Source organism: Paracidovorax citrulli (genome assembly GCF_900100305.1).
In the GTDB taxonomy this organism is placed as follows: Bacteria; Pseudomonadota; Gammaproteobacteria; order Burkholderiales; family Burkholderiaceae_C; genus Paracidovorax; species Paracidovorax citrulli.
Genome location: NZ_FNEY01000037.1, coordinates 14,808 through 37,330 on the forward strand (window position 1 = coordinate 14,808; position 22,523 = coordinate 37,330).

Annotated in this window: 22 protein-coding genes; 6 read left to right on the top strand and 16 right to left on the bottom strand. The window is 69.1% G+C overall.

All coding sequences use genetic code 11. The features are described 5' to 3' along the window. Nucleotides 1-219 precede the first annotated feature (219 nt). From guaA to guaB, 4 genes are all read right to left on the bottom strand, one after another. On the bottom strand, nucleotides 220-1,845 hold the full coding sequence (gene guaA, locus BLR99_RS19435; RefSeq protein WP_011796426.1) for a glutamine-hydrolyzing GMP synthase: 1,626 nt from the start codon (nucleotides 1,843-1,845) through the stop codon (nucleotides 220-222). Nucleotides 1,846-1,900: 55 nt separating this feature from the next. Beyond that, nucleotides 1,901-2,338 carry a type II toxin-antitoxin system VapC family toxin gene (locus BLR99_RS19440; protein ID WP_011796427.1) on the bottom strand — a complete coding sequence of 146 codons (438 nt, stop codon included), beginning with the start codon at nucleotides 2,336-2,338 and terminating at the stop codon, nucleotides 1,901-1,903. Beyond that, a complete protein-coding gene (locus BLR99_RS19445; protein WP_011796428.1) occupies nucleotides 2,335-2,595 on the bottom strand; it encodes a type II toxin-antitoxin system Phd/YefM family antitoxin in 261 nt (86 codons plus the stop codon). Before BLR99_RS19445 ends, BLR99_RS19440 begins: the two co-directional genes overlap by 4 nt. 209 nt (nucleotides 2,596-2,804) lie before the next feature. Next, entirely contained in the window at nucleotides 2,805-4,274 is a 1,470-nt protein-coding gene (guaB, locus tag BLR99_RS19450) for an IMP dehydrogenase (protein WP_011796429.1), read from the bottom strand. Between the two features lie 107 nt (nucleotides 4,275-4,381). Between guaB and BLR99_RS19455 the strand changes: the two genes are divergently transcribed. Then, nucleotides 4,382-4,894: a DUF4124 domain-containing protein gene (locus tag BLR99_RS19455; protein WP_041828081.1), complete on the top strand. Its 513-nt coding sequence runs from the start codon at nucleotides 4,382-4,384 to the stop codon at nucleotides 4,892-4,894. Nucleotides 4,895-4,928: 34 nt separating this feature from the next. Here the strand turns inward: BLR99_RS19455 and BLR99_RS19460 are convergent, their stop codons facing one another. After that, a complete protein-coding gene (locus BLR99_RS19460; protein ID WP_011796431.1) occupies nucleotides 4,929-5,282 on the bottom strand; it encodes an RnfH family protein in 354 nt (117 codons plus the stop codon). Beyond that, nucleotides 5,275-5,715: a type II toxin-antitoxin system RatA family toxin gene (locus BLR99_RS19465; protein WP_041827525.1), complete on the bottom strand. Its 441-nt coding sequence runs from the start codon at nucleotides 5,713-5,715 to the stop codon at nucleotides 5,275-5,277. Before BLR99_RS19465 ends, BLR99_RS19460 begins: the two co-directional genes overlap by 8 nt. A gap of 122 nt (nucleotides 5,716-5,837) precedes the next feature. Between BLR99_RS19465 and smpB the strand changes: the two genes are divergently transcribed. The 4 genes from smpB (at nucleotide 5,838) to BLR99_RS19485 (ending at nucleotide 8,268) form a co-directional block, all read left to right on the top strand. Then, nucleotides 5,838-6,311 carry an SsrA-binding protein SmpB gene (gene smpB, locus BLR99_RS19470; protein WP_011796433.1) on the top strand — a complete coding sequence of 158 codons (474 nt, stop codon included), beginning with the start codon at nucleotides 5,838-5,840 and terminating at the stop codon, nucleotides 6,309-6,311. Nucleotides 6,312-6,422: 111 nt separating this feature from the next. Next, a complete protein-coding gene (locus BLR99_RS19475; RefSeq protein ID WP_011796434.1) occupies nucleotides 6,423-6,806 on the top strand; it encodes a COG4315 family predicted lipoprotein in 384 nt (127 codons plus the stop codon). Between the two features lie 21 nt (nucleotides 6,807-6,827). After that, entirely contained in the window at nucleotides 6,828-7,367 is a 540-nt protein-coding gene (locus BLR99_RS19480) for an RNA polymerase sigma factor (protein ID WP_011796435.1), read from the top strand. A 16-nt stretch (nucleotides 7,368-7,383) separates the two neighbouring features. Continuing rightward, entirely contained in the window at nucleotides 7,384-8,268 is an 885-nt protein-coding gene (locus BLR99_RS19485) for an anti-sigma factor family protein (RefSeq protein ID WP_011796436.1), read from the top strand. A gap of 1 nt (nucleotide 8,269) precedes the next feature. On the opposite strand, the gene BLR99_RS19490 is transcribed toward BLR99_RS19485, so the two are convergent. After that, entirely contained in the window at nucleotides 8,270-9,361 is a 1,092-nt protein-coding gene (locus BLR99_RS19490; protein ID WP_011796437.1) for an enoyl-CoA hydratase/isomerase family protein, read from the bottom strand. A gap of 243 nt (nucleotides 9,362-9,604) precedes the next feature. On the opposite strand from BLR99_RS19490, the gene BLR99_RS19495 reads away from it, so the two are divergent. Continuing rightward, complete coding sequence (locus tag BLR99_RS19495; protein ID WP_011796438.1) at nucleotides 9,605-11,197, top strand: TerC family protein; 1,593 nt, start codon at nucleotides 9,605-9,607, stop codon at nucleotides 11,195-11,197. Between the two features lie 146 nt (nucleotides 11,198-11,343). Here the strand turns inward: BLR99_RS19495 and typA are convergent, their stop codons facing one another. From typA to BLR99_RS19540, 9 genes are all read right to left on the bottom strand, one after another. Further along, the gene (gene typA / locus BLR99_RS19500) at nucleotides 11,344-13,170 is read right to left on the bottom strand and encodes a translational GTPase TypA (protein ID WP_011796439.1); all 1,827 of its coding nucleotides are present in this window, start codon (nucleotides 13,168-13,170) and stop codon (nucleotides 11,344-11,346) included. Further along, on the bottom strand, nucleotides 13,167-14,165 hold the full coding sequence (truB, locus tag BLR99_RS19505) for a tRNA pseudouridine(55) synthase TruB (RefSeq protein WP_011796440.1): 999 nt from the start codon (nucleotides 14,163-14,165) through the stop codon (nucleotides 13,167-13,169). The genes typA and truB overlap by 4 nt, the downstream gene beginning before the upstream one ends. Further along, a complete protein-coding gene (gene rbfA, locus BLR99_RS19510; RefSeq protein ID WP_011796441.1) occupies nucleotides 14,162-14,539 on the bottom strand; it encodes a 30S ribosome-binding factor RbfA in 378 nt (125 codons plus the stop codon). The genes truB and rbfA overlap by 4 nt, the downstream gene beginning before the upstream one ends. 64 nt (nucleotides 14,540-14,603) lie before the next feature. Continuing rightward, complete coding sequence (gene infB / locus BLR99_RS19515) at nucleotides 14,604-17,435, bottom strand: translation initiation factor IF-2 (RefSeq protein WP_011796442.1); 2,832 nt, start codon at nucleotides 17,433-17,435, stop codon at nucleotides 14,604-14,606. Between the two features lie 25 nt (nucleotides 17,436-17,460). Further along, nucleotides 17,461-18,945 (bottom strand): transcription termination factor NusA, encoded by a 1,485-nt coding sequence (gene nusA, locus BLR99_RS19520; RefSeq protein ID WP_011796443.1) that lies wholly within the window; start codon nucleotides 18,943-18,945, stop codon nucleotides 17,461-17,463. An 81-nt stretch (nucleotides 18,946-19,026) separates the two neighbouring features. Then, entirely contained in the window at nucleotides 19,027-19,635 is a 609-nt protein-coding gene (gene rimP, locus BLR99_RS19525; protein ID WP_011796444.1) for a ribosome maturation factor RimP, read from the bottom strand. A gap of 225 nt (nucleotides 19,636-19,860) precedes the next feature. Next, nucleotides 19,861-20,265, bottom strand: coding sequence for a thioredoxin family protein (locus BLR99_RS19530; RefSeq protein WP_011796445.1), 405 nt, complete (start codon nucleotides 20,263-20,265; stop codon nucleotides 19,861-19,863). Nucleotides 20,266-20,330: 65 nt separating this feature from the next. Beyond that, a complete protein-coding gene (locus BLR99_RS19535) occupies nucleotides 20,331-21,653 on the bottom strand; it encodes a cytochrome c (RefSeq protein WP_011796446.1) in 1,323 nt (440 codons plus the stop codon). After that, on the bottom strand, nucleotides 21,650-22,282 hold the full coding sequence (locus BLR99_RS19540) for a c-type cytochrome (RefSeq protein WP_041828083.1): 633 nt from the start codon (nucleotides 22,280-22,282) through the stop codon (nucleotides 21,650-21,652). The genes BLR99_RS19535 and BLR99_RS19540 overlap by 4 nt, the downstream gene beginning before the upstream one ends. Nucleotides 22,283-22,523: the final 241 nt, after the last annotated feature.

Sequence of the window (22,523 nt, forward strand, 5' to 3'; positions counted from 1 at the left end):
AAGCTTTCCAGGGGAGTGTTTTACGTCAAAGACCGGTTTGGTCTCAATAGTAAACGGGAGGGTCTTAATCAGACCCCCGGTTCTTACCGTCAGCTCTACCGTCAACCCGTTTTGCTGGCCGTCGATAGCCACCGATAGCTGTCGTGACGTATTTTCTTTTAAATCAACACGTTACGTCGGCTTTTCGATAACTGGCGATAGTCCCCGAAGGACCCGATTTCACTCCCACTCGATCGTCGCCGGCGGCTTGCTCGACACGTCGTACGTCACCCGGTTGATCCCGCGGACTTCATTGATGATCCTTCCCGACACCTTCTTGAGCAGCGCGTATGGCAGCTCGGCCCAGTCGGCGGTCATGAAATCGCTGGTCTGCACGGCGCGCAGGGCGACGACGTAGTCGTAGGTGCGGCCGTCGCCCATCACGCCGACGCTCTTCACGGGCAGGAAGACGGTGAAGGCCTGGCTGGTGAGGTCATACCAGGTCTTGCCGGTTTCGGCGTCCACGTGGTTGCGCAGTTCCTCGATGAAGATCGCGTCGGCGCGGCGCAGCAGGTCGGCGTATTCCTTCTTCACCTCACCCAGGATGCGCACGCCCAGGCCGGGGCCGGGGAAGGGATGGCGATAGACCATGTCGTGCGGCAGGCCGAGGGCCACGCCCAGTTCGCGCACTTCGTCCTTGAACAGGTCGCGCAGGGGCTCCAGCAGCTTGAGACCGAGCTGTTCCGGCAGGCCGCCGACGTTGTGGTGGCTCTTGATGGTGACGGCCTTCTTGCTCTTGGCGCCGCCGGATTCGATCACGTCCGGGTAGATGGTGCCCTGGGCCAGGAAGGTGGCGCCCTTCTCCTTCCTCGATGCGCCCGAGGCGGTGAGCTTGGCGGCCTCGGCCTTGAAGACGTCCACGAACAGGCGGCCGATGATCTTGCGCTTCTGCTCGGGGTCGCTCACGCCGGCCAGTTCGCGCAGGAAGAGCTCGCTCGCATCCACCCGCACGACCTTGGCGTGCAGCTTGCCCACGAACATGTCCATCACCATGTCGCCCTCGTTCAGGCGCAGCAGGCCGTGATCGACGAACACGCAGGTGAGCTGGTCGCCGATGGCGCGGTGGATGAGCGCGGCGGCCACGCTGGAATCCACGCCACCCGAGAGGCCGAGGATGACTTCCTCGTCGCCCACCTGGGCGCGGATGGATTCCACGGCCTCGGCGATGTGGTCCTTCATGACCCAGTCCGGCTGCACGCCGCAGATGCCGAGCACGAAGCGGTCGAGCAGCGCGCGGCCCTGCACGGTGTGCGTCACCTCCGGGTGGAACTGCACGGCGTAGAAGCGGCGCGCCTCGTCGGCCATGCCGGCGATCGGGCAGCTGGGCGTGGAGGCCATGAGTTTGAAGCCGGGCGGCATCTCGGCGACCTTGTCGCCATGGCTCATCCAGACCTTGAGCATGCCGTGGCCTTCGGCGGTGGTGAAGTCGGCGATGTCTTTCAGCAGCGCCGTGTGGCCGTGGGCACGCACTTCGGCGTAACCGAATTCGCGCTTGTGGCCGCCCTCGACCTTGCCGCCGAGCTGCTGCGCCATGGTCTGCATGCCATAGCAGATGCCCAGCACGGGCACGCCCAGTTCGAACACGGCCTGCGGCGCGCGGTCGGTGGTCTCCTCGTACACGCTGGCGTGGCTGCCCGAGAGGATCACGCCCTTGAGCGAGCCGTCGGCGGCGTATTCGCGCACCCAGGCGTCGCTCACGTCGCAGGGATGCACCTCGCAGTACACATGGGCCTCGCGCACGCGGCGCGCGATGAGCTGGGTGACCTGGGAGCCGAAGTCGAGGATGAGGATCTTCTGGTGTTGCATGGTGGTCGGGAGAGAACGGTGAGCGGAAAGAGAAAGGGTGGGAAATCGCGAGGGATCAGAACGTGGACAGGTCGAGCAGCGCCACGCCGGTCCGCGCGGCGGCCCCGGCCTGCGCGGCATCGAACGTGGCAAGCGGCAGACGCAGCGAGCGCGCGAGCCAGACATAGGCGGCGTCATAGACCGGCAGGCCGGTATCGAGCGCGACATCCAGCACGGCCTTGTGCTGCGCCGGAGCCAGCTCGTGCAGTTCCACGCGGTGGCGGATGGCTTCGAGCACGGACCAGAGACCTTCGACGGAGCCTGCGGGAATGCGGCCGGCATGCACGCCGCTCGCGATCAGGTTGCCGCATTCCCACTGCCAGAGATTGGGCGCCTGGGGCTCGACCTCGTCGCGGCGGATGCGGGCATAGAGGCGCCGCGTGTGATCGCTGGCTGCATCGGGCAGGAGCCAGGCGGCGGTCACGGAAGCATCGAGCACGAAGGCGGTGGTCATGCGGTGCTCCGTCCGCTGCGGCGCAGGGCCGGCGCCGCCGTGTCCTGGGTCGCGGCACGGATGCTGGCATGCAGCGCATCGATCTGCCCCAGCTCGCGTGCGATCTGCTCGTCCGTGATCACGGGCCGGCGCCGCACCGGCAGCATGCGCACCACCTCCTTGCCATGGCGGGTGATGCGCACCTCCTCGCCCTGCTCCACCGCCTCGATGAGCGCGGAAAAGCGGGTCTTGGCTTCGTAGATGCCGACGGTCTGCATGCGCAAAGGGTTCCGGAAAAAGAAAAGTCTGGCCTGAACAAGAATTCAGACCAGACTTTATCAAACAGACCAGACCCTGGCAATCAGACCAGAATAGCGACGACCTCAGAATTCGTCATGGCGCCCAAAGCCCCCGCGGCCCCATGCGCAGGCAGCCGTGCAAGGGCCGCCCCGCCGCACCGGCTGCGTCAGCGCCTCAGGGGTTGTACTTAATCAGCCCGGTAGTTCGGCGCTTCCTTGGTGATCTGCACGTCGTGCACGTGGCTTTCGCGGATGCCGGCCGTGGTGATCTCGACGAACTCCGCCTTGTTGTTCATCTCCTCGATGGTGGCGCAGCCGCAGTAGCCCATGGAAGCACGCACGCCGCCGGCCATCTGGAACACGATCGAGACCATCGAGCCCTTGTAGGGCACGCGGCCTTCGATACCTTCGGGCACCAGCTTGTCGGCGTTCGGATTGCCGGTGCTGGATTCCTGGAAGTAGCGGTCGGCCGAGCCCTGCTGCATGGCACCGATGGAGCCCATGCCGCGGTAGCTCTTGTAGCTGCGGCCCTGGAACAGGATGACCTCGCCTGGCGCCTCTTCGGTGCCGGCGAACATGCCGCCCATCATCACGGTGCTCGCGCCCGCGGCCAGCGCCTTGGCGATGTCGCCCGAATAGCGGATGCCGCCGTCGGCGATCAGCGGCACGCCCGTGCCCTGGAGGGCCGTGGCCACGCTGTCGATGGCCATGATCTGCGGCACGCCCACGCCCGCGACGATGCGGGTGGTGCAGATGGAGCCGGGGCCGATGCCGACCTTGACGCCGTCGGCACCGGCCTCGACCAGCGCGAGCGCCGCCGCGCCGGTGGCGATGTTGCCGCCGATCACGTCCACCTGCGGGTAGTTCTGCTTGACCCAGCGCACGCGGTCGATCACGCCCTTGCTGTGGCCGTGGGCCGTGTCCACCACGATCGCATCGACGCCGGCCTTCACCAGCGCCTCGACACGCTCCTCGGTGCCCTCGCCCACGCCGACGGCCGCGCCCACGCGCAGGCGGCCGTTGCTGTCGCGCGCCGCGTTGGGGAAGCTGGTCTGCTTGGTGATGTCCTTGACGGTGATCAGGCCCTTGAGCTCGAAGGCGTCGTTGATAACGAGCAGGCGCTCGAGCTTGTGCTTGTTGAGCAGCGCCTTGGCCTCGGAGGCGGTCGCGCCCTCCTTCACCGTGATGAGCTTCTCGCGCGGCGTCATGATGTCGCGCACCTTGACGTCGTAGCGGGTCTCGAAGCGCAGGTCGCGGCCGGTGACGATGCCGACCACCTTGCCCGCGTCGCACACCGGGAAGCCCGAGATGCCGAGCTGCTCGGACAGCTGGAGCACCTGCAGCACCGTGTGCTCGGGGGTGATGACGACGGGGTCGCGCACCACGCCGGATTCATAGCGCTTGACCTTGGCGACATGGGCCGCCTGCTCCTGCGCCGTGAGGTTCTTGTGCACGATGCCGATGCCGCCCTCCTGCGCGATGGCGATGGCCAGGCGCGCCTCGGTGACGGTGTCCATGGCGGCGGACACGAGGGGAAGGTTCAGGGAGATATTGCGGGAGAGTCGCGTCGCGAGGGACGTGTCCTTGGGCAGGACCTGGGAGTACGCCGGCACCAGCAACACATCGTCGAAGGTGAGCGCTTTTCCTAGAAGGCGCATGAGATTCGCTCCAAAAAAACGATTGTACCCGCCGGGCCGCTTCCACCGCCGCGCCGGGTCTTGCCGGTCCCATGGCGCGGCCGGGGGGCGGGCGCTACACTGGCCGCATGAAACTCCACCGGCTTCTCGTGCTCGCCTGCGCCTGCTCCTGGGCGCTGGGGGCTTCGGCGCAATGGCAATGGATCGACAAGGACGGCCGCAAGGTGTTCAGCGACCGTCCGCCCCCGACCGACGTGCCCGCGAATAACATCCTCAAGCAGCCGGGGGGCGCCCCGCCGCCGCCCCGCGCGCAGGCGGCCAATGCCGCAGCCGACGCGCCCGGCACACCGGCATCCGCCGCGGGCGCGCCGCGGCTGCCGGCCTCCGACCCGGAACTGCAGCAGCGCAAGGCGCAGGCAGAGGCCGCCGAGGCCGCCCGCAAGAAGGCCGGCGAGGAACGCCAGGCCAAGGCCCGTGCCGAGAACTGCCAGCGCGCGCGCCAGCAGCAGGCCATGCTGTCGTCGGGCCAGCTCGTGAGCCAGGTGAATGCCCAGGGTGAGCGCGCCTTCATGGACGATGCGACCCGCGCCGCGGAATTGCGCCGGGCTGAAACGGTCATCGCCTCCGACTGCGCACGCTGAAGCCGGCCTTCGTGCCTGCGGCAACTCCGGGTTCTCAATACCCGGCCTTGGCACCCGGGCGGCGCGCGGCGAACAGCCCCGTGGCCCGTGTCCCCTGGCGCGCGAAGCGCTCGCGCCGCGCCTTCTTGGGATCGACCCGCAGCGGGCGGTACCACTCCACGCGGTCGCCGTCCTGCAGCACGCGGTCCAACGCGACGGGGCGGCCCCAGATGCCGCAGGTGACCGATCCATCCTCCGGGCCGCCGCAGGCCGCGAGCGCATCGCGCACCGTGGCGCCGGCAGGCAATTCCATGGCCGCCTCCTGCACCTCGCGCGGCCCGGGCGACCACGCGACGGTCACCGCCACGCGGCCTGCGCCGGTGCCGGCAGCGCCGCCGGTCTCAGCCATAGACCTGCTCCGCGCGCTGGATGAAGGCGTCCACCATGCTGCCCGCGATGCGGTCGAACACCGGGCCCACCAGGGCGGCCAGCGCGATGTTGTCGAAACCGTAGTTGAGCTGCAGCTCCACCTTGCAGGCCCGCTGGCTGCCGTCGCCCACGGGGTGGAAGCGCCAGTCGCCGTCGAGCTGCGAGAAAGGCCCTTTCACCAGCCGCATCTGCACGCGCCGGCCGGGCTCGTGCAGGTTTCGCGTGACGAAGGACTTGCGCAGGCCGCTGAAGGCGATGCCCACTTCGGCGGTCATGCCGTGCTCGTCCTGCTCCAGCACCCGAGCATGGTCGCACCAGGGCAGGAATTGGGGGTACTGGGCCACGTCGGTGACGAGGGCGAACATCTCTTCGGGGCTGTACCAGATCAGGACGGACTTGTTGACGTTTTTCATGGGCGGACGGGCATGGCGGGCCGTGGCGGGACGGAGCACTAGAATCCCCGGATAGCGCACGGCCGATCGTCCGATTGTAGGGAGGGCTTTCAAACGCCTCCATGTGCCGCATCTGATTCCCCATGGCCAAGAAACCCGAGACCCTGTCCCGCATCGCCGACAACAAGAAGGCGGCCTTCAACTATTTCTTCGAGGAACGCCACGAGGCGGGCATGGTGCTGCACGGCTGGGAGGTCAAGGCCCTGCGCGAGGGCAAGGTGCAGCTCACCGACGGCTACGTGGTGATCCGCGAAGGCGAGCTCTACCTGATCGGCTGCCAGATCAATCCCCTGAAGACGGCCTCCACCCACGTGAGTCCGGATGCGGTCCGCACCAAGAAGCTGCTGCTGCACAAGGACGAGATCAAGCGCCTTACGGCCAAGGTGGAGCAGAAGGGCTACACGCTGGTGCCGTTGAACCTGCACTGGACCAATGGCCGCGCCAAGTGCGAGATCGCGCTCGCCAAGGGCAAGGCCGAGCACGACAAGCGCGACACCATCAAGGAGCGCGAGGGCAAGCGCGAGGTGGAGCGCGCCATGAAGAGCCGCCACCGCTGACGCGGCAGGAAATTTTTTCGGGCGGCGCGGAATAAATCCGCCGCGCCCGGTGTTCATTCCATCACGGGCCCGGCATGTCGCCGCCGCCCGTGCCTACAGGAGCAATCACCGATGACCCGAATCTCCACTCTCTTGGCCGCCTCCGCCCTGGCCCTGGCGCTCGCCGGCTGCGCCTCCATGTCGCCCATGCCCGGCGGCGTCGCCGAGAAGAACGGCGCCCTCGTGGGCCCGAACGGCATGACTCTCTACACGTTCGACCGCGATCCGGCCGGCGGCGGCAAGTCGGTCTGCAACGGCCCCTGCGCGAAGAACTGGCCTCCGCTGCTGGCCGGCAGCGAGACGCCCACGGGCGAATTCAGCGTGGTGCAGCGCGACGACGGCGCCCGCCAGCTGGCCTACAAGGGCAAGCCGCTCTACTACTGGGTCAAGGACGTCCAGCCCGGCGACCGTACCGGCGACGGCGTGAACCAGGTCTGGCGCACCGCCAAGCCCTGACCCGCCCCCGAAGCCGCCCGCATGGACGACATCGCGCCGCACCTGCCGGGCCTGCGGCGCTACGCGCGGGCGCTGACGGGCAATGCCTGGGCGGCGGACGATCTGGTACAGGACACGCTCGAACGCGCCTGCCGGAAATGGCTGCTGTGGCGCCCGGGCAGCGACCTGCGCGCATGGCTGTTCACGCTCATGCATCGGGTGTACCTGAACCAGTTGCGCGCGATGCCGGCGCAGCCCCCGCTGGATCTGGAAACGGTACAGGACCACCTGCAGGCGCCGCCCGCGCGCACGGACGAGGCGCTGGACCTGGACCGCTGCCTGCAGCGCCTGCCTGCCGACCAGCGCGCGGTGCTGCTGCTGGTGACGCTCGAAGACATGGATTACGCCGCCGCCGCGAAGGTGCTGGACGTGCCGGTGGGCACGGTGATGTCACGGCTTTCGCGCGCCCGGCAGCGGCTGCGCGAACTGATGGAACCGCAGGCCCGCGCACCCGGCGCGGCGCCGGAGACACGGCAGCCGCCTTCCCCGCCTGGAGCGCCGCGGCTGCGGCGGCTGAAATGACGATGGACCGCAGGCCATGACCGACCCGCGCACCCCCTGCCCCGACGGCGCTCTGCATCGCGCCCCATCCGGTGCCCCGGATACCGGTCTGGATGACGACCGCCTGCACGCGCTGGTGGATGGCCGTCTCCCGGACGACGAAGCACAGGCGCTGCGCCGCCGGCTGGCGGACGACCCTTGCACCCGGGAGCGCGTGCGAGCCTGGGAAGCCCAGCGTGCGCAGCTGCGCGCGCTGCATGCGGACTGGACGCAGGCGCCGGTTCCACCGCCGCTCCTGCAGGCGGCGCGGGCCTTGCGCAACCGCCGCCTGCAGGTGGCGCGGGCCTGGCGCATGGCCGGTCTTGCGGCCTCGCTGGCGCTCGCCTTCGGGCTGGGGTGGACGCTGCACGGCACGGTTTCGCCCGGCGATCCGGCCTCCGCCACGCTGGCACGCTCGGCACCCTCGCCATTGCCGCCGACCCAGCGTTTCGCGCTGCAGGCCGCCGCGGCCCACGCGGTGTACCAGCCCGAGCAGCGCCATCCGGTGGAGGTCGGCGCAGCACAGCAGGAACATCTGGTGCAGTGGCTCTCCAAACGCCTGGGCAAGCCGCTGCGCATTCCCGACCTGCAGCCCCAGGGCTATGAACTGGTGGGCGGGCGCCTGCTGCCGGGCGATGCGGGACCGGGCGGCGCCACCGGCGCGCGGGCGCAGTTCATGTACCAGAACGCCGCGGGGCAGCGCGTCACGCTGTACCTCGGCGCGCTGCCCGCGGCCCCCGCGGAAACCGCCTTCCGTTACGAAGGCGACGGCCCCGTGCCCAGCTTCTACTGGGTGGAGGACGGCTTCGGCTACGCGTTGAGCGGCCCGCTGCCCCGCGAGGCGCTGCTGGCCATCGCCACGGCCGTCCATCCGCAGTTGTGATTCACCGCAGGCCGGCCAGCGGATGGGAATGCGCGGGCCAGGGACTGTCGAAGAAAGGCTGCCACATCGCGGGCGTGACGTCCTCGATGCGCGCCGGGTTCCAGCGGGGCGCATGGTCTTTGTCCACCGCGAGCGCGCGGATGCCCTCCACCGTCTCGCTCTGGCCGGGCCGCAGGTAAAAGCAGTGGCGCACCATGTCGCGCTCCATGCGCAGGTCGGCGGCCAGGTCCATGTCCCGCGCGCGCCGGATCTGCTCCAGCACCACGTGCAGCATCAGCGGTGACCGCTTGCGCAGCGTGGTCACCGTGGCGCGTGCCCAGTCGCTGCCGTCGGCCTCCAGCGCCGCGACAATGGCCGGCACGCTCTCCCGGCCGAAGGCCGCGTCGATGCGCGCGCGGTCGGCCGTGGCGGCGGGCGTGGGCGGGGTGAAATGCGTGGCCACCCAGCGTTCGATGGCGGCGCCATCGTCGAAACGCTGCGTGGCCAGCCCGTCCCAGACGCCGTGCTGGGCCTCGGCGGGCATGCAGCCGTCGGCCAGGCCCAGCGCCACCGCATCGCCCGCGCCAATGGTGTCGCCCGTCAGCGCCAGCCACTCGCCCGTGCGGCCGGGGCAGCGCGACAGGAAGTAGCCGCCGCCCACGTCCGGGAACAGGCCGATGGCCGTCTCGGGCATCGCCATCTTCGTGCGCTCCGTGACGATGCGCAGGCTGCCGCCCTGGCTGATGCCCATGCCGCCGCCCATGACGATGCCGTCCATGAAGGCGATGTAGGGCTTGCCGAAGGTGTGGATCAGGTGGTTGAGGGCGTATTCCTCGGTGAAGAAGTCTTCCAGCTGCGGGTTGCCGGTGCTGCCGGCCTGGTGCAGGAAACGGATGTCCCCGCCCGCGCAGAACGCGCCGAAGGCGCCTTCCTTGTTCGTGCCGCGGATCGCCACGGCGTGCACGGCCGGGTCCGACCGCCAGCGCAGCAGCGCCTCCATCAGGTCGCGCACCATGCCCAGCGACAGGGCGTTGAGCGCGCGCGGGCGGTTCAGCGTGATGAAGCCCACCTGTCCGCGCACCTCGGCCAGCACGTCGCGTTGCGTTGCATCCATTCGATAGTCTCCTTGGAATCCTGTGTTGGAACGTGCCGGAAATTGTGCCGCAGGCCGCGCGGTGTGCCCGGTCTCCTACAGGACCTGCCCGGAGCGCTGCCTAGAATTTCCCGGCATGCCCCATCCCGCCGCGGCACCGCGGCCCTCCCCTTCCATCACGCTGCCCTGCACGCCCTCGGCCGCTGAGGGCTGCTTCGCGGCGATGCAGGCGCCGCCGCGCACCGGCCCGCAGGGAGCCCCGCCATGGAATGGCTGAGCGATCCTTCAGCCTGGGCGGGCCTGGCGACGCTGGTGGTGCTGGAGATCGTCCTCGGCATCGACAACCTCGTCTTCATCGCCATCCTGGCCGACAAGCTGCCGCCGGAGCAGCGCGACCGCGCCCGGCTGATCGGCCTGTCCCTCGCGCTCGTGCTGCGGCTGTGCCTGCTGGCCGCCGTCGCGCACCTGGTGCGCCTCACCACGCCGGTCCTGGAATGGGGCTGGCTGTCGCTGTCGTGGCGGGACATCGTCCTGCTGGCCGGCGGCGTCTTCCTGCTGTGGAAGGCCACGACCGAGTTGCACGAGCGCCTGGAAGGCGTGGACGCGACCGGGCCGGAGCGCCGCGAACATGCGGCTTTCGGGGTCGTGCTGGTGCAGATCGTGGCGCTGGATGCGGTCTTCTCGCTCGACTCGATCATCACCGCCGTGGGCATGGTGCAGCACCTGCCGGTGATGATGGCCGCCGTCGTGATCGCGATGGGCGTCATGATGGTGGCGTCGCGCGCGCTCACCGCCTTCGTCAACCGCCATCCCACGGTGGTGGTGCTGTGCCTGAGCTTCCTGCTCATGATCGGGCTCAGCCTGGTGTCCGAGGGCATGGGCTTTCACCTGCCCAAGGGCTACCTGTACGCGGCGATCGGTTTCTCCATCCTCATCGAGTTCTTCAACCAGTGGCGGCTGCGCAATATCGCGCGCCATGCCGCGCGGCTGCCGCTGCGCGAGCGCACGGCGCGCACGGTGCTGCGCCTGCTGGGGGGGCAGGATGCGGGTGCATCCGGCGGCAATTCCGCCGCCGCCAGCGCGGACGCGGCGCTCAAGGGCGCCTTCCGCCAGGAAGAGCGCAGCATGGTGCGGGGCGTGCTCTCGCTGGCCGAACGCTCCGTGCTCTCCATCATGACGCCTCGCGCCGATGTGGACTGGATCGACATCAGCCAGGACAAGCCGTCGCTCTACCGCCAGCTGCAGGCGCAGCCGCACGGGCTGTTCCCGGTCTGCGACCGGGGCGGGCTGGACGCGGTGCTCGGCGTCGGCCGCGCCAAGGACCTCATGGCCGACCTCGTCGAACGCGGCACCATCGACCGCCAGCGGAGCCTGCAGCCGCCGCTGATCGTGCCGGAAACAGTGAGCATCTTGCGCCTCATGGAGAACCTGCGCCGCTCGCGCAACCACCTGGCGCTGGTGAGCGATGAATACGGCACGATCCTGGGTCTCGTCACGCCGATGGACGTGCTGGAGGCCATCGCGGGCGAGTTCCCCGCCGCAGGGGAAGACCTGCTGGTGCAGCCAGCAGGGCCGGACCACTGGCTGGCGGACGGACTGGTGGATCTGCACACGCTCGCGCGCACGGTGCGGGTGGAGCGGCTCGCGCACAGCGCGCACGATGCCAGCACGCTGGCCGGGCTGCTGCTGGAGACTTTCGGGGAGCTGCCCGCGCCCGGCCGCGCCACGGTGCTGCACGGCCTGCGCTTCGAGGTGGTGGCCGTGCAGGGCCGGCGCATCGCTCGCGTGGACGTGCGCCGCGCAGGCAGCGCCGATCCGGCCGCTGCGGGCGCGGCATCGCCGCCCGCAGGCACCTGAGGCCCGCTCGCCGCAGGTTTTATTTCACCGCCCTGCCACTTCGCTGCAGCGGCAACACTGCGCTCCCAACGGCTCCGGAAATGAAAAACGCGCCCTGCAGGGCGCGTCGTTCCATGCGTGAAGCAAGGCCCCGGCCGGGGCCCCGATCACATGCCGCGGGCAGCGCGCTTGCGCTCGTTTTCCGTCAGGTGGCGCTTGCGCAGGCGGATGCTCTTGGGCGTGATCTCGACCAGTTCGTCGTCCTCGATGAACTCCACGCCGTATTCCAGCGTGAGGTCGATCGGGGGCGTGATCTTGATCGCATCTTCCTTGCCGGAGACGCGGAAGTTGGTCAGCTGCTTCGTGCGCGTGGCGTTCACGACGAGGTCGTTGTCGCGGCTGTGGATGCCGACGATCATGCCTTCGTACACCGGATCGTTCGCCTTCACGAACATGCGGCCGCGGTCGTCGAGCTTGCCCAGGGCGTAGGTGAAGATTTCACCGTCGTCCATGGAGATCAGCACGCCGTTCTTGCGGCCGCCGATGTCGCCCTTGTGCGGCTCGTAGCTGTCGAAGATGTTGGAGATCAGGCCCGAGCCGCGGGTCAGGTTCAGGAACTCGTTGGTGAAGCCGATCAGGCCCCGCGCCGGAATGCGGTATTCCAGGCGCACGCGGCCGCGGCCGTCCGATTCCATGTTGACCAGCTCGCCCTTGCGCTCGCCCAGCGCCTGCATCACGCCGCCCTGGTGGCCTTCCTCGATGTCGGCCGTCACCAGCTCGATCGGCTCGTGCTTCACGCCGTCGATGTCCTTGAACACCACGCGCGGCTTGGAGACGGCCAGCTCGTAGCCTTCGCGGCGCATGTTCTCCAGCAGGATGGTCAGGTGCAGTTCGCCCCGGCCCATCACTTCGAAGATGCCTTCCTCGTCGGTTTCCTTCACGCGCAGGGCCACGTTGTGCTGCAGTTCCTTCTGCAAGCGGTCCCAGAGCTGGCGGCTCGTCACGAACTTGCCTTCTCGGCCTGCCAGCGGCGAGGTGTTCACGCAGAAGTTCATGGTCAGCGTGGGCTCGTCCACCTTCAGCATGGGCAGCGGCGCGGGATTGGCCGGGTCGGTCACGGTCACGCCGATGCCGATGTCCTCGATGCCGTTGATCAGCACGATGTCGCCGGGGCCGGCGAGCGGGGTCTGCATGCGGTCCAGGCCCTGGAAGGTCAGCACCTGGTTCACACGGCCCTTCACGCTCTTGCCGTTGGGGCCTTCCATGACCAGCACGTCCTGGCCGGGCTTGAGCGTGCCCTGGCTGATGCGGCCCACGCCGATGCGGCCCACGAAGGTGGAGAAGTCCAGCGCCGAGATCTGCAGCTGCAGCGGGGCAGCCGGGTCACCCGAGTTCGGGGGCACGTGCTTCAGGATGGTGTTGAACAGGGCCGACATGTCGGGGCCCCACTGCTCGCCCGGCGCGCCCTCTTCCAGCGACGACCAGCCGTTGATGCCCGAGGCGTACACCACGGGGAAGTCGAGCTGCTCGTCGGTGGCGCCCAGCTTGTCGAACAGGTCGAACGCGGCGTTCACGACCTTGTCGGGGTTGGCGCCCGGCTTGTCCACCTTGTTCACCACCAGGATGGGCCGCAGGCCGAGGGCCAGGGCCTTCTTGGTCACGAAGCGCGTCTGGGGCATGGGGCCTTCCTGCGCGTCGATCAGCAGCACCACGCTGTCCACCATCGAGAGTGCACGCTCCACTTCGCCGCCGAAGTCCGCGTGGCCCGGGGTGTCCACGATGTTGATGTGCGTGCCTTCCCAGCTCACGGCGCAGTTCTTGGCCAGGATGGTGATGCCGCGCTCTTTTTCGATCGCGTTGTTGTCCATCACGGTATCGACGACCTTCTCGTGGTCGGCGAAGGTGCCGGACTGGCGCAGCAGCTGGTCCACCATGGTGGTCTTGCCATGGTCAACGTGCGCGATGATGGCGATGTTGCGGATTTGTTTGCTCATAGAGTGGGTTCCAATGTGCCGCGCTCTGCCCGCGGCGTGCTTTCCAGAATCTGTGCGATCTCCTGGGGGCTCAGGAGGCGCTCGGGGATGAGTTCGCCGGCCGCCACCCGGCCGACGCCCAGCAGGGCGCGGGGATGCTGGCCGAACACCGCCACGGCGGGCGCGTCGGGCCAGGGGCCGCGGCGGCGCATGCCGGAGAGGAATCGCGCCGTATTGTCATGGTCCAGCGTGACAGATGCATGCCCCGCGAGTAGCGTTTCCACCGGCTGCACGCAGGCCATGCGCCCGGCCTCGTCCAGCGCTTCGAGCGCGGCGAGCGTGATGCAGCGCTCCACGCCCAGCCCGCCGGTGTCGATACGGCGCAGGAAGACGAGGTGCGCGCCGCAACCCAGTGCGGCGCCCACGTCCTCGCCCAGCGTGCGGATGTAGGTGCCCTTGCTGCAGGTCACGACCATGCGCACGGCAGGCTCGCCGCCCTGGTCCGCTGCCAGCGACAGTTCCAGCGCATGGATCACCACGTCGCGCGCCTCGCGCTCGACGGCGATGCCCGCGCGGGCGTATTCGTACAGCGCCTTGCCATCCTTCTTGAGGGCGCTGTGCATCGGCGGCAACTGCCGGATGGGGCCGGTGAACTGCCGCTGCACCTCGGCCAGGCGCGCGGCGGCGAGCTGCGAGGCATCCACCTCCCGGCGCTCCACCACGTCGCCTTCCGCGTCGCCCGTGGTCGTGGTCACGCCGAGCCGGGCGACGGCCTCGTAGGTCTTGGGCGCATCGAGCTGCAGCTGGCTGAACTTGGTGGCCGCGCCGAAGCACAGCGGCAGCACGCCAGAGGCCAGAGGATCGAGCGTGCCGGTGTGGCCGGCCTTTTCGGCGCGCAGCAGCCACTTGGCCTTCTGCAACGCATCGTTGCTGGAAAGGCCAAGGGGCTTGTCGAGCAGAAGCACTCCGTGCACCGGGCGCCGCTGCACCCGGATGCGGGGAGCGCGTGCGGTCATGCTTCGTCGTCGTCTTTGGAACGGGAAGCCACGGCGCGCGCGATCAGTGCATTCATGTCCGAAGCACGTTCGGTGGTGCGGTCGAACATGAAGTGCAGCGTCGGCACGGTGTGGATGTGCAGGCGCTTGAACAGGCCGTTGCGCAGGAAGCCCGCGGCCTGGTTCAGCGCATCCTGCGTCGCGTCGGCGTCGCCCACGAGCACGCTGAAGAACACCTTCGCATGCGCGTAGTCGGGCGTCACTTCCACGGCCTGCAGCGTGACCATGCCGATGCGCGGGTCCTTCAACTCGCGGATCAGCTCGGTCAGATCGCGCTGGATCTGGTCCGCGACCTTGAAGCCGCGGTTGGGCGTGGAGGATTTTTTAGCAGCCATATCGTTGCCCCTATCGCGTCGCGCACCCTCGAGGGGAAAGGCGCGAAGCGACTCAGGGGGTGCATCACAAGGTCCTTGCGATTTCCTTGATCTCGAAGAACTCCAGCTGATCACCTTCCTTGATGTCGCTGTAGTTCTTGAGCTTGATACCGCACTCGAAGCCTTCCTTGACTTCCTTGACGTCGTCCTTGAGGCGGCGCACCGACTCGACTTCGCCAGTGTAGATGACCACGTTGTCGCGCAGCAGGCGGAAGCGGCAGTTGCGCGTGACCTGGCCCGACGTGACGTAGGAACCGGCCACCGTGCCGATCTTCGAGGCCACGAACACCGTTCGGATCTCGGCGGTACCGATCTCCTCTTCGCGCTGCTCGGGCGCCAGCATGCCGGACATGGCCGCCTTCAGCTCGTCCACCGCGTCGTAGATGATGTTGTAGTAGTGCAGGTCCACGTCGTTGGCCTCGGCCGTCTTGCGCGCGCCGGCATCGGCGCGCACGTTGAAGCCGATCACGATCGCCTTGGAGGCGATGGCCAGGTTGACGTCGCTTTCGCTGATGCCGCCCACGCCCGCATACACGAGCTGCACTCGGATCTCGTCGGTCGAGAGCTTGAGCAGCGAGGCGGCCAGCGCTTCCTGCGAACCCTGCACGTCGGCCTTGATGATGATGGGCAGGTTCTTCACCTCGCCCGCCGTCATGTCGGCGAACACGTTCTCCAGCTTCGCAGCCTGCTGCTTGGCCAGCTTGGTGTTGCGGAACTTGCCGGCGCGGTAGGTCGCGATCTCGCGGGCACGGCGCTCGTCGGAGAGCACCATGAACTCGTCGCCGGCCTGCGGCACGTCGGACAGGCCCTGGATCTCCACCGGGATGGAAGGACCTGCGGACTTGGTCGCCTTGCCGTTCTCGTCCAGCATGGCGCGCACGCGGCCGGAGGTCTGGCCCGCCAGCACCACGTCGCCCACCTTCAGCGTGCCGGACTGGACCAGCACCGTGGCCACGGGGCCGCGGCCCTTGTCCAGCTGCGCTTCGATGACCAGGCCCTTGGCCATGGCTTCGACGGGCGCCTTGAGTTCCAGCACTTCGGCCTGCAGCAGCACCTGTTCGAGCAGGTCGTCGATGCCCATGCCGGTCTTGGACGACACGGGCACGAAGGGCGACTCGCCGCCGTACTCTTCGGGCACGACTTCCTGGGCCACCAGTTCCTGCTTGACGCGGTCGGGGTTGGCATCGGGCTTGTCGGCCTTCGTGATGGCCACGACGATGGGAACGCCGGCCGCCTTCGCGTGCTTGATGGCTTCCTTGGTCTGCGGCATCACGCCGTCGTCGGCCGCCACCACCAGGATGACGATGTCGGTCGCCTGCGCACCGCGGGCACGCATGGCCGTGAAGGCCTCGTGGCCGGGGGTGTCCAGGAAGGTGACGATGCCGCGCGGCGTCTCGACGTGGTAGGCGCCGATGTGCTGCGTGATGCCGCCGGCCTCGCCCGCCGCCACCTTGGCGCGGCGGATGTAGTCCAGCAGCGAGGTCTTGCCGTGGTCCACGTGGCCCATGACGGTGACCACGGGAGCGCGCGGCAGTGCCTCGGCCTGCTGGCCGGACACATCCTCGTCGGTGAATGCTTCCGGATCGTCCAGCGCGGCCACGACGGCCTTGTGGCCCATTTCCTCGACCACGATCATGGCCGTGTCCTGGTCCAGCGGCTGGTTGATGGTGACCATCTGGCCCATCTTCATCAGCGACTTGATGACCTCGGACGCCTTGATCGACATCTTGTGCGCCAGTTCGGCCACCGTGATGGTCTCGGGCACGTGCACTTCGATGACGCGGGCCTCTACCGGTGCCGCCTGCTGGTGCGACTGCTCGTCGCGGTCGTTGCGGCGGCCGCGCGGTCCGCTGCGCCAGTTGTTGCGGCCCACGCCGCCGCTGGCGTCACCGCGGGTCTTGATTTCCTTCTTTTTGGCAGGATCGCCCGCCCAGCTCGACGAGAGCTTGGCCGACTTCACTTCCTTGCCGCCGCCGGCCGGCGCACCGGCCGCGGGACGCGCGCCCGGCGTGGCCGCGGGCTTGTGCAGCGTGCCCTTCTTGGCATCGGCCGCGGTCGCGGGCTTCGCCGCAGGCTTGGGCTCCTCGGGCTTCTTGGCGACCAGCACCTTCTTGGGCGCGGCCATCATGGCGCGGATGGCTTCCGCCTCGGCGAGGGCCTTGCGGCGGCGCTCGTCCAGGTCCGCGGCGCGCGCGGACTCCTCGGCCGCACGGGCCTTGGACTCGGCTTCCGCCTTGGCGCGGGCCTCGGCCTGCGCAGCGGCGCGCGCGGCGGCCTCGGCGGCGGCCTCGCGGGATGCCTCCTCGCGCACGGCGGATTCCTGGGCCTTCTTCTCGGCCTGCTGGGCGGCATAGGCGGCTGCGCGCTCTTCGGCTTCGCGCTCGCGGCGCTCACGCTCCTCGCGCTCGCGGCGGGCTGCGCTCAGCTCTTCCTCCTGGTGCCGGATCAGCTCGGCCTGGTGGCGTGCCTCCTCCTCGCGGCGGGCCAGATCCTGGTCCTCCGCGGAAGGCGCGGACACTTCGGGCGCCGCGCCCTGGCCCTCGCCCTCGACCACGTCATCACGCTTGATGAAGGTGCGCTTCTTGCGCACTTCCACCTGGATGGTGCGCGCCTTGCCCGTGGCATCGGCCTGCTTGATCTCGCTGGTGGACTTCTTGGTCAGCGTGATCTTCCTGCGGTCGCCCGTGGCGGTGCCGTGGCTGGCCTGCAGGAAAGCGAGCAGCTTCTGCTTGTCCGATTCGGTCAGGGCATCGGACGGGGCGGCCTTGGACACGCCAGCGGACTTGAGCTGGTCGAGCAGGGTTTCCGGCGATTTCTTGAGTTCGCTGGCGAACTCGGCGACAGTGTTACTGGACATATTCGGTTCGTACCTCCCCTGACCCTTACTCTTGCCCCGCGAACCAGTGTTCGCGCGCCTTCATGATCAAGGCCTTGGCTTCTTCCTCAGACTGGCCGGTCAGGGCGGTCAGTTCGTCGATGGCCAGGTCGGCCAGATCATCACGGGTATGGACACCGCCCTCGGCCAGCTTGCCGATGAGCTCGGACGTCATCCCGTCCAGGTCCCGCAGGTTCTGCGAGACGCCTTCCACGCTTTCCTCGCGGGCGATCTCCATGGTCAGGAGGGCATCCTTGGCGCGGGCGCGCAGTTCGTTCACCGTGTCCTCGTCGAAGCTCTCGATCTCGAGCATCTCCTGCAGCGGCACGTAGGCCACTTCCTCGAGGCTGGAGAAGCCTTCCTCGATGAGGATGTTGGCGATTTCCTCGTCCACGTCGAGCTTCTCCATGAACAGGCGGCGGGACGCATCGGTCTCGTTGGCCTGCTTCTGGGCGGACTCGGCCGCATCCATGATGTTGATCTTCCAGCCCGTCAGGTCGGAAGCGAGGCGCACGTTCTGGCCGCCGCGGCCGATGGCGATCGCGAGGTTCTCCTCGTCCACCACCACGTCCATGGCGTGCTTTTCCTCATCGACCACGATGGAGGACACGTTGGCCGGCGCCAGCGCGCCGATCACGAACTGCGCCGGGTCCTCGGACCACAGCACGATGTCCACGCGCTCGCCGGCCAGCTCGTTGGTCACGGCGTTGACGCGCGTGCCGCGCACGCCGACGCAGGTGCCGATGGGGTCCACGCGCTTGTCGTGCGACAGCACGGCGATCTTGGCGCGGCTGCCGGGGTCGCGGGCGCAGCTCTTGATCTCCAGCAGGCCCTGTTCGATCTCGGGCACCTCGTTGCGGAAGAGCTCGATCATGAACTCGGGCGCGGAGCGCGAGAGGATGATGGGCGCGCCGCGCAGCGTGAGGTCCACCTCCATGATCATCGCCCGCACGCGGTCGCCGTTGCGCAGGTTTTCCTTGGGGATCATCTCGCTGCGGCGCAGGCGGCCTTCGACGCGGCCGGACTCGACGATGATGTCGCCCTTGTCCATGCGCTTGACCGTGCCGGTGAAGATCTTCTCGCCGCGCGACATGAAGTCGTTGAGCAGCATCTCGCGCTCGGCGTCGCGGATCTTCTGCAGGATGACCTGCTTGGCGGCCATGGCGCCGATGCGGCCGATGGGCAGGGACTCGATGCCTTCCTCGATGTACTCGCCGACCTCGATGTCGGCGATGCGCTCCTGCGCGTCCATCAGCAGTTCCTCGGCGTCCGGGTTCTGCAGGCCGGCGTCGTCGGGCACGACGAGCCAGCGGCGGAAAGTCTCGTAGTTGCCGCTGTCGCGGTCGATCGCCACGCGGATGTCCACCTCGCCCGGGTAGAGCTTCTTGGTGGCCTGGGCCAGTGCCAGCTCCACGGCGCCGAACACCACGTCGCGCTCCACGTTCTTCTCGCGCGAAATGGCTTCAACCAACATCAACAGTTCGCGATTCATCGACGACTCTCCTATTTTTCAATCCCTTGAAGGCCCGCGCCCTGCGCGGCCGCCCTTGCTTCGAATCCGCTGCGGCCCGATTCAGTCCGGGGCCGGCCCGCCTTTCGGCCCGCGTCCCTTGAAATCCACGATCGGCGCCAGCCGGGCGTCGCGCAGCTCGTCGAGCGTGAAGCCCAGGGCCTGCAGCGGCGCGGGCACCCGCTTCTTGCTGACCTTCTGGCCAGGCTTCGGGGGAGGCTCGTCGCTCCAGACGATCTGCCAGCCTCCGGTCTCGGCGCGCTCGAGCGTGCCGCGGAATTTCTTGCGGTTGGCGTTGACCTGGCCTGCGGCGGCATCGCCGATGGGCGCCTTGAGCGTGATGTCGATCACCTCGCCGGCGAAGCGCTGGAAATCCTGTTCATGGCGCAGCGGGCGGTCGATGCCCGGCGAGGAGACCTCGAGGCGCTTGTAGTCCACGCCATCGACCTCCAGCGCGAACTGCAGCTGGCGCGTGACCTTCTCGCAGTCCTCGACCGTCACGAATGCCTCGGGGCCGGCCGGAGCGGCGGCATCGGAGGCGGCGCCTTCCACGGGCGGCTGCCAGGGCAGATCGATGGTGATGCGCAGCAGCCCGCCGGCGGAGCGCTCGATCTCCACCAGGTCGTAACCCAGGCCCGCGACGGTTTGTTCGACGATCTGCTGCAATGCCACGTGTCGTTCAGCTCTGTTCCAGAAGTGCAAAAAACCCGATAACCGCCGAGGAATCTCCCCCGACAGCTTCGAGCTCGAAGAAAAGCGAACGGCCAAAAAAAACGGGCGGTGGGGACCCGCCCGTTTGGCCGTGAAGCCCTTATTGTAGCCTGTTACGCGTTGCTTTGCCAAGCCGGCGGCATGCAATTTGCATTGCAGGCGTGCCAGAAACGTGGCGGCGCAGCGTCAGCTTCCGGCCGCAGCGCGCGCCTGGCGGATGCGCTCGAATACCGCCTGTGCCTGGGCGTCCACCGGAGGTGCATCCCCCTCCTCCCGCAGGGCGGCGAGCATGCGCGCGAGCACGCCCGCCTGGGGCAGCACGGGGCCGAGGAAGCGCGCATGGGTGCCGTCGGCCACGAGCACGGTGGGGAAAGTCTCCACATCGAGGTCACCGGCCAGGTCTTCCTCGTCCTCCACGTCCACCCACTCGAAGCGGACCTCCGGATGGGCGGCACGCAGCGCCTCGAAGACGGCGCCGTACTCACGGCAGACGCCACACCAGGCGGCGCACAGGCAGACCACCCACCAGCCCGGGGCCGTGGGGGGGCCGCCGGCGGAAGGCGGTGCTGGTGGAGAAATGGTGTCCGGCATGGATTTTTTCAACAGGCTTGGAAAAAGAGGCGCAAGGGACGGAGGACGGGAAGGAAGGGGCCGACTCAGCGCCCCCGGCGCTCCCGTGCTCGGTACACGTCGATGGTACCCACCCCGGGCGCGCGGTTGCCCCAGGCGTTGCGCACGAAAGTGGCCACGGCGGCCACGTCGTCGTCGCCCAGCACCTGGGTGAAGGGCGGCATGCCGTGGGGCCGCGGATTCCCGGGCGTCACCGGAGGATAGCCGCCCTGGAGGATGGTGCGCACCACGTTCACCGGCGATTCGAGCAGCACCGCGCGGTTGGCGGCCAGTGGAGGGAATGCCCCCGGTCGGCCCTGCCCGCCGTCGCCGTGGCACTGCGCGCAGTGGCGGGCATAGACCGCCCCGCCCCGCTCCATCACGGGCCGGGACGGCGGCGGCGATGCCGCGGGCGCGGGACCTTCCGGCGCGGGCAGCGCGCGCAGGTAGGTGGCAATGGCGCGCAGGTCCGCGTCGTCCAGGTACTGTGTGCTGCGGAAGACCACCTCGGCCATGGGCCCGGTCACCGTACCGCGCGGCGCGGTGCCGTCGCGCAGCAGGGCGACCACCTCGTCCACGGGCCAGTCGGCCACGCCGGCCTCGCGCACCGTGTCCAGGGCCGGCGCATACCAGTTCTGCACGGGGATGAGCCCGCCGCGCAGGGCACCGGCATCGCGCGTGGCGCCCAGGGCATTGCGCGGGCTGTGGCAGGCCGCGCAATGCCCCAGGCCCTGCACGAGGTAGCGGCCGCGGTTCCAGTCGGCCGGCCGGTCCGGCTCGGGCGCGAGGCCACCGGGCCGGAAGAACAGCGCCCGCCACACGGCGAGCGCGGCCTGGGTGCCGTAGGGAAAGCCGAGCGCGTGCGGGCGAGCGGCCTGGCGCACCGGCGGCAGGCTGTGCAGATAGGCGTGGATCGCGTCGGCATCCTCCCGCGTCACATGCGTGTAGCTGGGATACGGAAATGCGGGATAGAGCAGCCGCCCGTCCCGCGAGCGTCCATGGTGCAGGGCGCGCCAGAAGGCGGCATCCGACCAGCGTCCCAGCCCGGTGTCGGGGTCGGGCGTGAGGTTGGTGCTGTACACCGTGCCGAACGGCGTCTCGATGCCGCGGCCGCCCGCGAACGGGGCGCCGCCCGGCTCGGTATGGCAGGCCATGCAATTGCCGGCCCGGGCCAGGTATTCGCCCCGTGCGATGGCCTGCGGCGTGGCGGGCCCGGGCGGGCCGTCGTCCTGCGGCAGCGGGGCTTCGCCCCAGCGGTTGAGCATGGCCACGAGCACCGCGCAGGCCGCCAGGCCGGCCAGCAAGGCCATACCTGCGAGCGCAGGCCAGCGCCGCCAGAAGCTCCGTGCACGCAATGGCGGCCCGCTCATGGCGTGCTCCCCCTGGCGGACACGTCCACGCCGCCGCAGGGCATGGGCAACGGGCCGGCGGGTGCGTCCGCGGGCTTGCCGCTGCCGGCCACCGGCTGGGCGGCGAGCCAGGCCGAGATGGCGCTCACATCCTCGGCCGTGAGCTGCCGCGCCACGCGGGCCATGCAATCGGGCGCCTGCGAGCGGCGCTGGCCGGTCTGCCAGGCGCCGATCTGGCTGTTGAGGTAGTCGCGCGGCAGGCCGACGAGCGCAGGGATGGCCGGCTGCACGCCGGTCATGGCGCCGCCGTGGCATTGGACGCAGGCGGGTATGCCGCGGCGGGCATCGCCCTCGCGCACCAGCCGGCGGCCCCGCTCCAGCGTCGCCGGGGGGGCCTGGGGCGGAGGCGGCGCGGCGTAGGGAAGGTCCAGCGCGGAGAAATGCCGGGCGATCTCGCGCAGATAGTCGTCCGTCATGTGCTCGAGCAGGTAGGACATCTGCGGATAGCTCCGGCGCCCGTCGCGGAAGTTCAGGAGCTGGTGGTACAGGTAGCCCGCGGGTTTGCCGGCGATGCGCGGAAAGTAGCCCTGCTGGGTCGCCCGCCCTTCCCGGCCGTGGCAGGCCGTGCAGGCGATGACCCGGTCGGCCATGCCGGCGGCCGGCGCCTGCGCCTGCGTGGCGGGCACCGGGGCACTGGCGGGTGCCTGCGCTGCGGCAGGGCCGGCGCCGCCCGACAGAGCCGCCAGCGCCACGGCCGCCGCCCGGCACCCTGCCCTCCCCACCCGCCCGGCCCGGAGCCGGGCCGTGCAACGGTGCAGCAGGAAAGAAAGGAATGCAGGCCAGGGCGGGCCTGGGGGTAAGGGTGGCATGGGGGTTTTGTCTCTTCGTTCG

Bases quoted from the DNA above. Each gene is read 5' to 3' on its own strand.
- guaA (WP_011796426.1), bottom strand. From the start codon at position 1,845: ATGCAACACCAGAAGATCCTCATCCTCGACTTCGGCTCCCAGGTCACC.
- BLR99_RS19440 (WP_011796427.1), bottom strand. From the start codon at position 2,338: ATGACCACCGCCTTCGTGCTCGATGCTTCCGTGACCGCCGCCTGGCTC.
- BLR99_RS19445 (WP_011796428.1), bottom strand. From the start codon at position 2,595: ATGCAGACCGTCGGCATCTACGAAGCCAAGACCCGCTTTTCCGCGCTC.
- guaB (WP_011796429.1), bottom strand. From the start codon at position 4,274: ATGCGCCTTCTAGGAAAAGCGCTCACCTTCGACGATGTGTTGCTGGTG.
- BLR99_RS19455 (WP_041828081.1), top strand. From the start codon at position 4,382: ATGAAACTCCACCGGCTTCTCGTGCTCGCCTGCGCCTGCTCCTGGGCG.
- BLR99_RS19460 (WP_011796431.1), bottom strand. From the start codon at position 5,282: ATGGCTGAGACCGGCGGCGCTGCCGGCACCGGCGCAGGCCGCGTGGCG.
- BLR99_RS19465 (WP_041827525.1), bottom strand. From the start codon at position 5,715: ATGAAAAACGTCAACAAGTCCGTCCTGATCTGGTACAGCCCCGAAGAG.
- smpB (WP_011796433.1), top strand. From the start codon at position 5,838: ATGGCCAAGAAACCCGAGACCCTGTCCCGCATCGCCGACAACAAGAAG.
- BLR99_RS19475 (WP_011796434.1), top strand. From the start codon at position 6,423: ATGACCCGAATCTCCACTCTCTTGGCCGCCTCCGCCCTGGCCCTGGCG.
- BLR99_RS19480 (WP_011796435.1), top strand. From the start codon at position 6,828: ATGGACGACATCGCGCCGCACCTGCCGGGCCTGCGGCGCTACGCGCGG.
- BLR99_RS19485 (WP_011796436.1), top strand. From the start codon at position 7,384: ATGACCGACCCGCGCACCCCCTGCCCCGACGGCGCTCTGCATCGCGCC.
- BLR99_RS19490 (WP_011796437.1), bottom strand. From the start codon at position 9,361: ATGGATGCAACGCAACGCGACGTGCTGGCCGAGGTGCGCGGACAGGTG.
- BLR99_RS19495 (WP_011796438.1), top strand. From the start codon at position 9,605: ATGGAATGGCTGAGCGATCCTTCAGCCTGGGCGGGCCTGGCGACGCTG.
- typA (WP_011796439.1), bottom strand. From the start codon at position 13,170: ATGAGCAAACAAATCCGCAACATCGCCATCATCGCGCACGTTGACCAT.
- truB (WP_011796440.1), bottom strand. From the start codon at position 14,165: ATGACCGCACGCGCTCCCCGCATCCGGGTGCAGCGGCGCCCGGTGCAC.
- rbfA (WP_011796441.1), bottom strand. From the start codon at position 14,539: ATGGCTGCTAAAAAATCCTCCACGCCCAACCGCGGCTTCAAGGTCGCG.
- infB (WP_011796442.1), bottom strand. From the start codon at position 17,435: ATGTCCAGTAACACTGTCGCCGAGTTCGCCAGCGAACTCAAGAAATCG.
- nusA (WP_011796443.1), bottom strand. From the start codon at position 18,945: ATGAATCGCGAACTGTTGATGTTGGTTGAAGCCATTTCGCGCGAGAAG.
- BLR99_RS19530 (WP_011796445.1), bottom strand. From the start codon at position 20,265: ATGCCGGACACCATTTCTCCACCAGCACCGCCTTCCGCCGGCGGCCCC.
- BLR99_RS19535 (WP_011796446.1), bottom strand. From the start codon at position 21,653: ATGAGCGGGCCGCCATTGCGTGCACGGAGCTTCTGGCGGCGCTGGCCT.
- BLR99_RS19540 (WP_041828083.1), bottom strand. From the start codon at position 22,282: ATGGCCGACCGGGTCATCGCCTGCACGGCCTGCCACGGCCGGGAAGGG.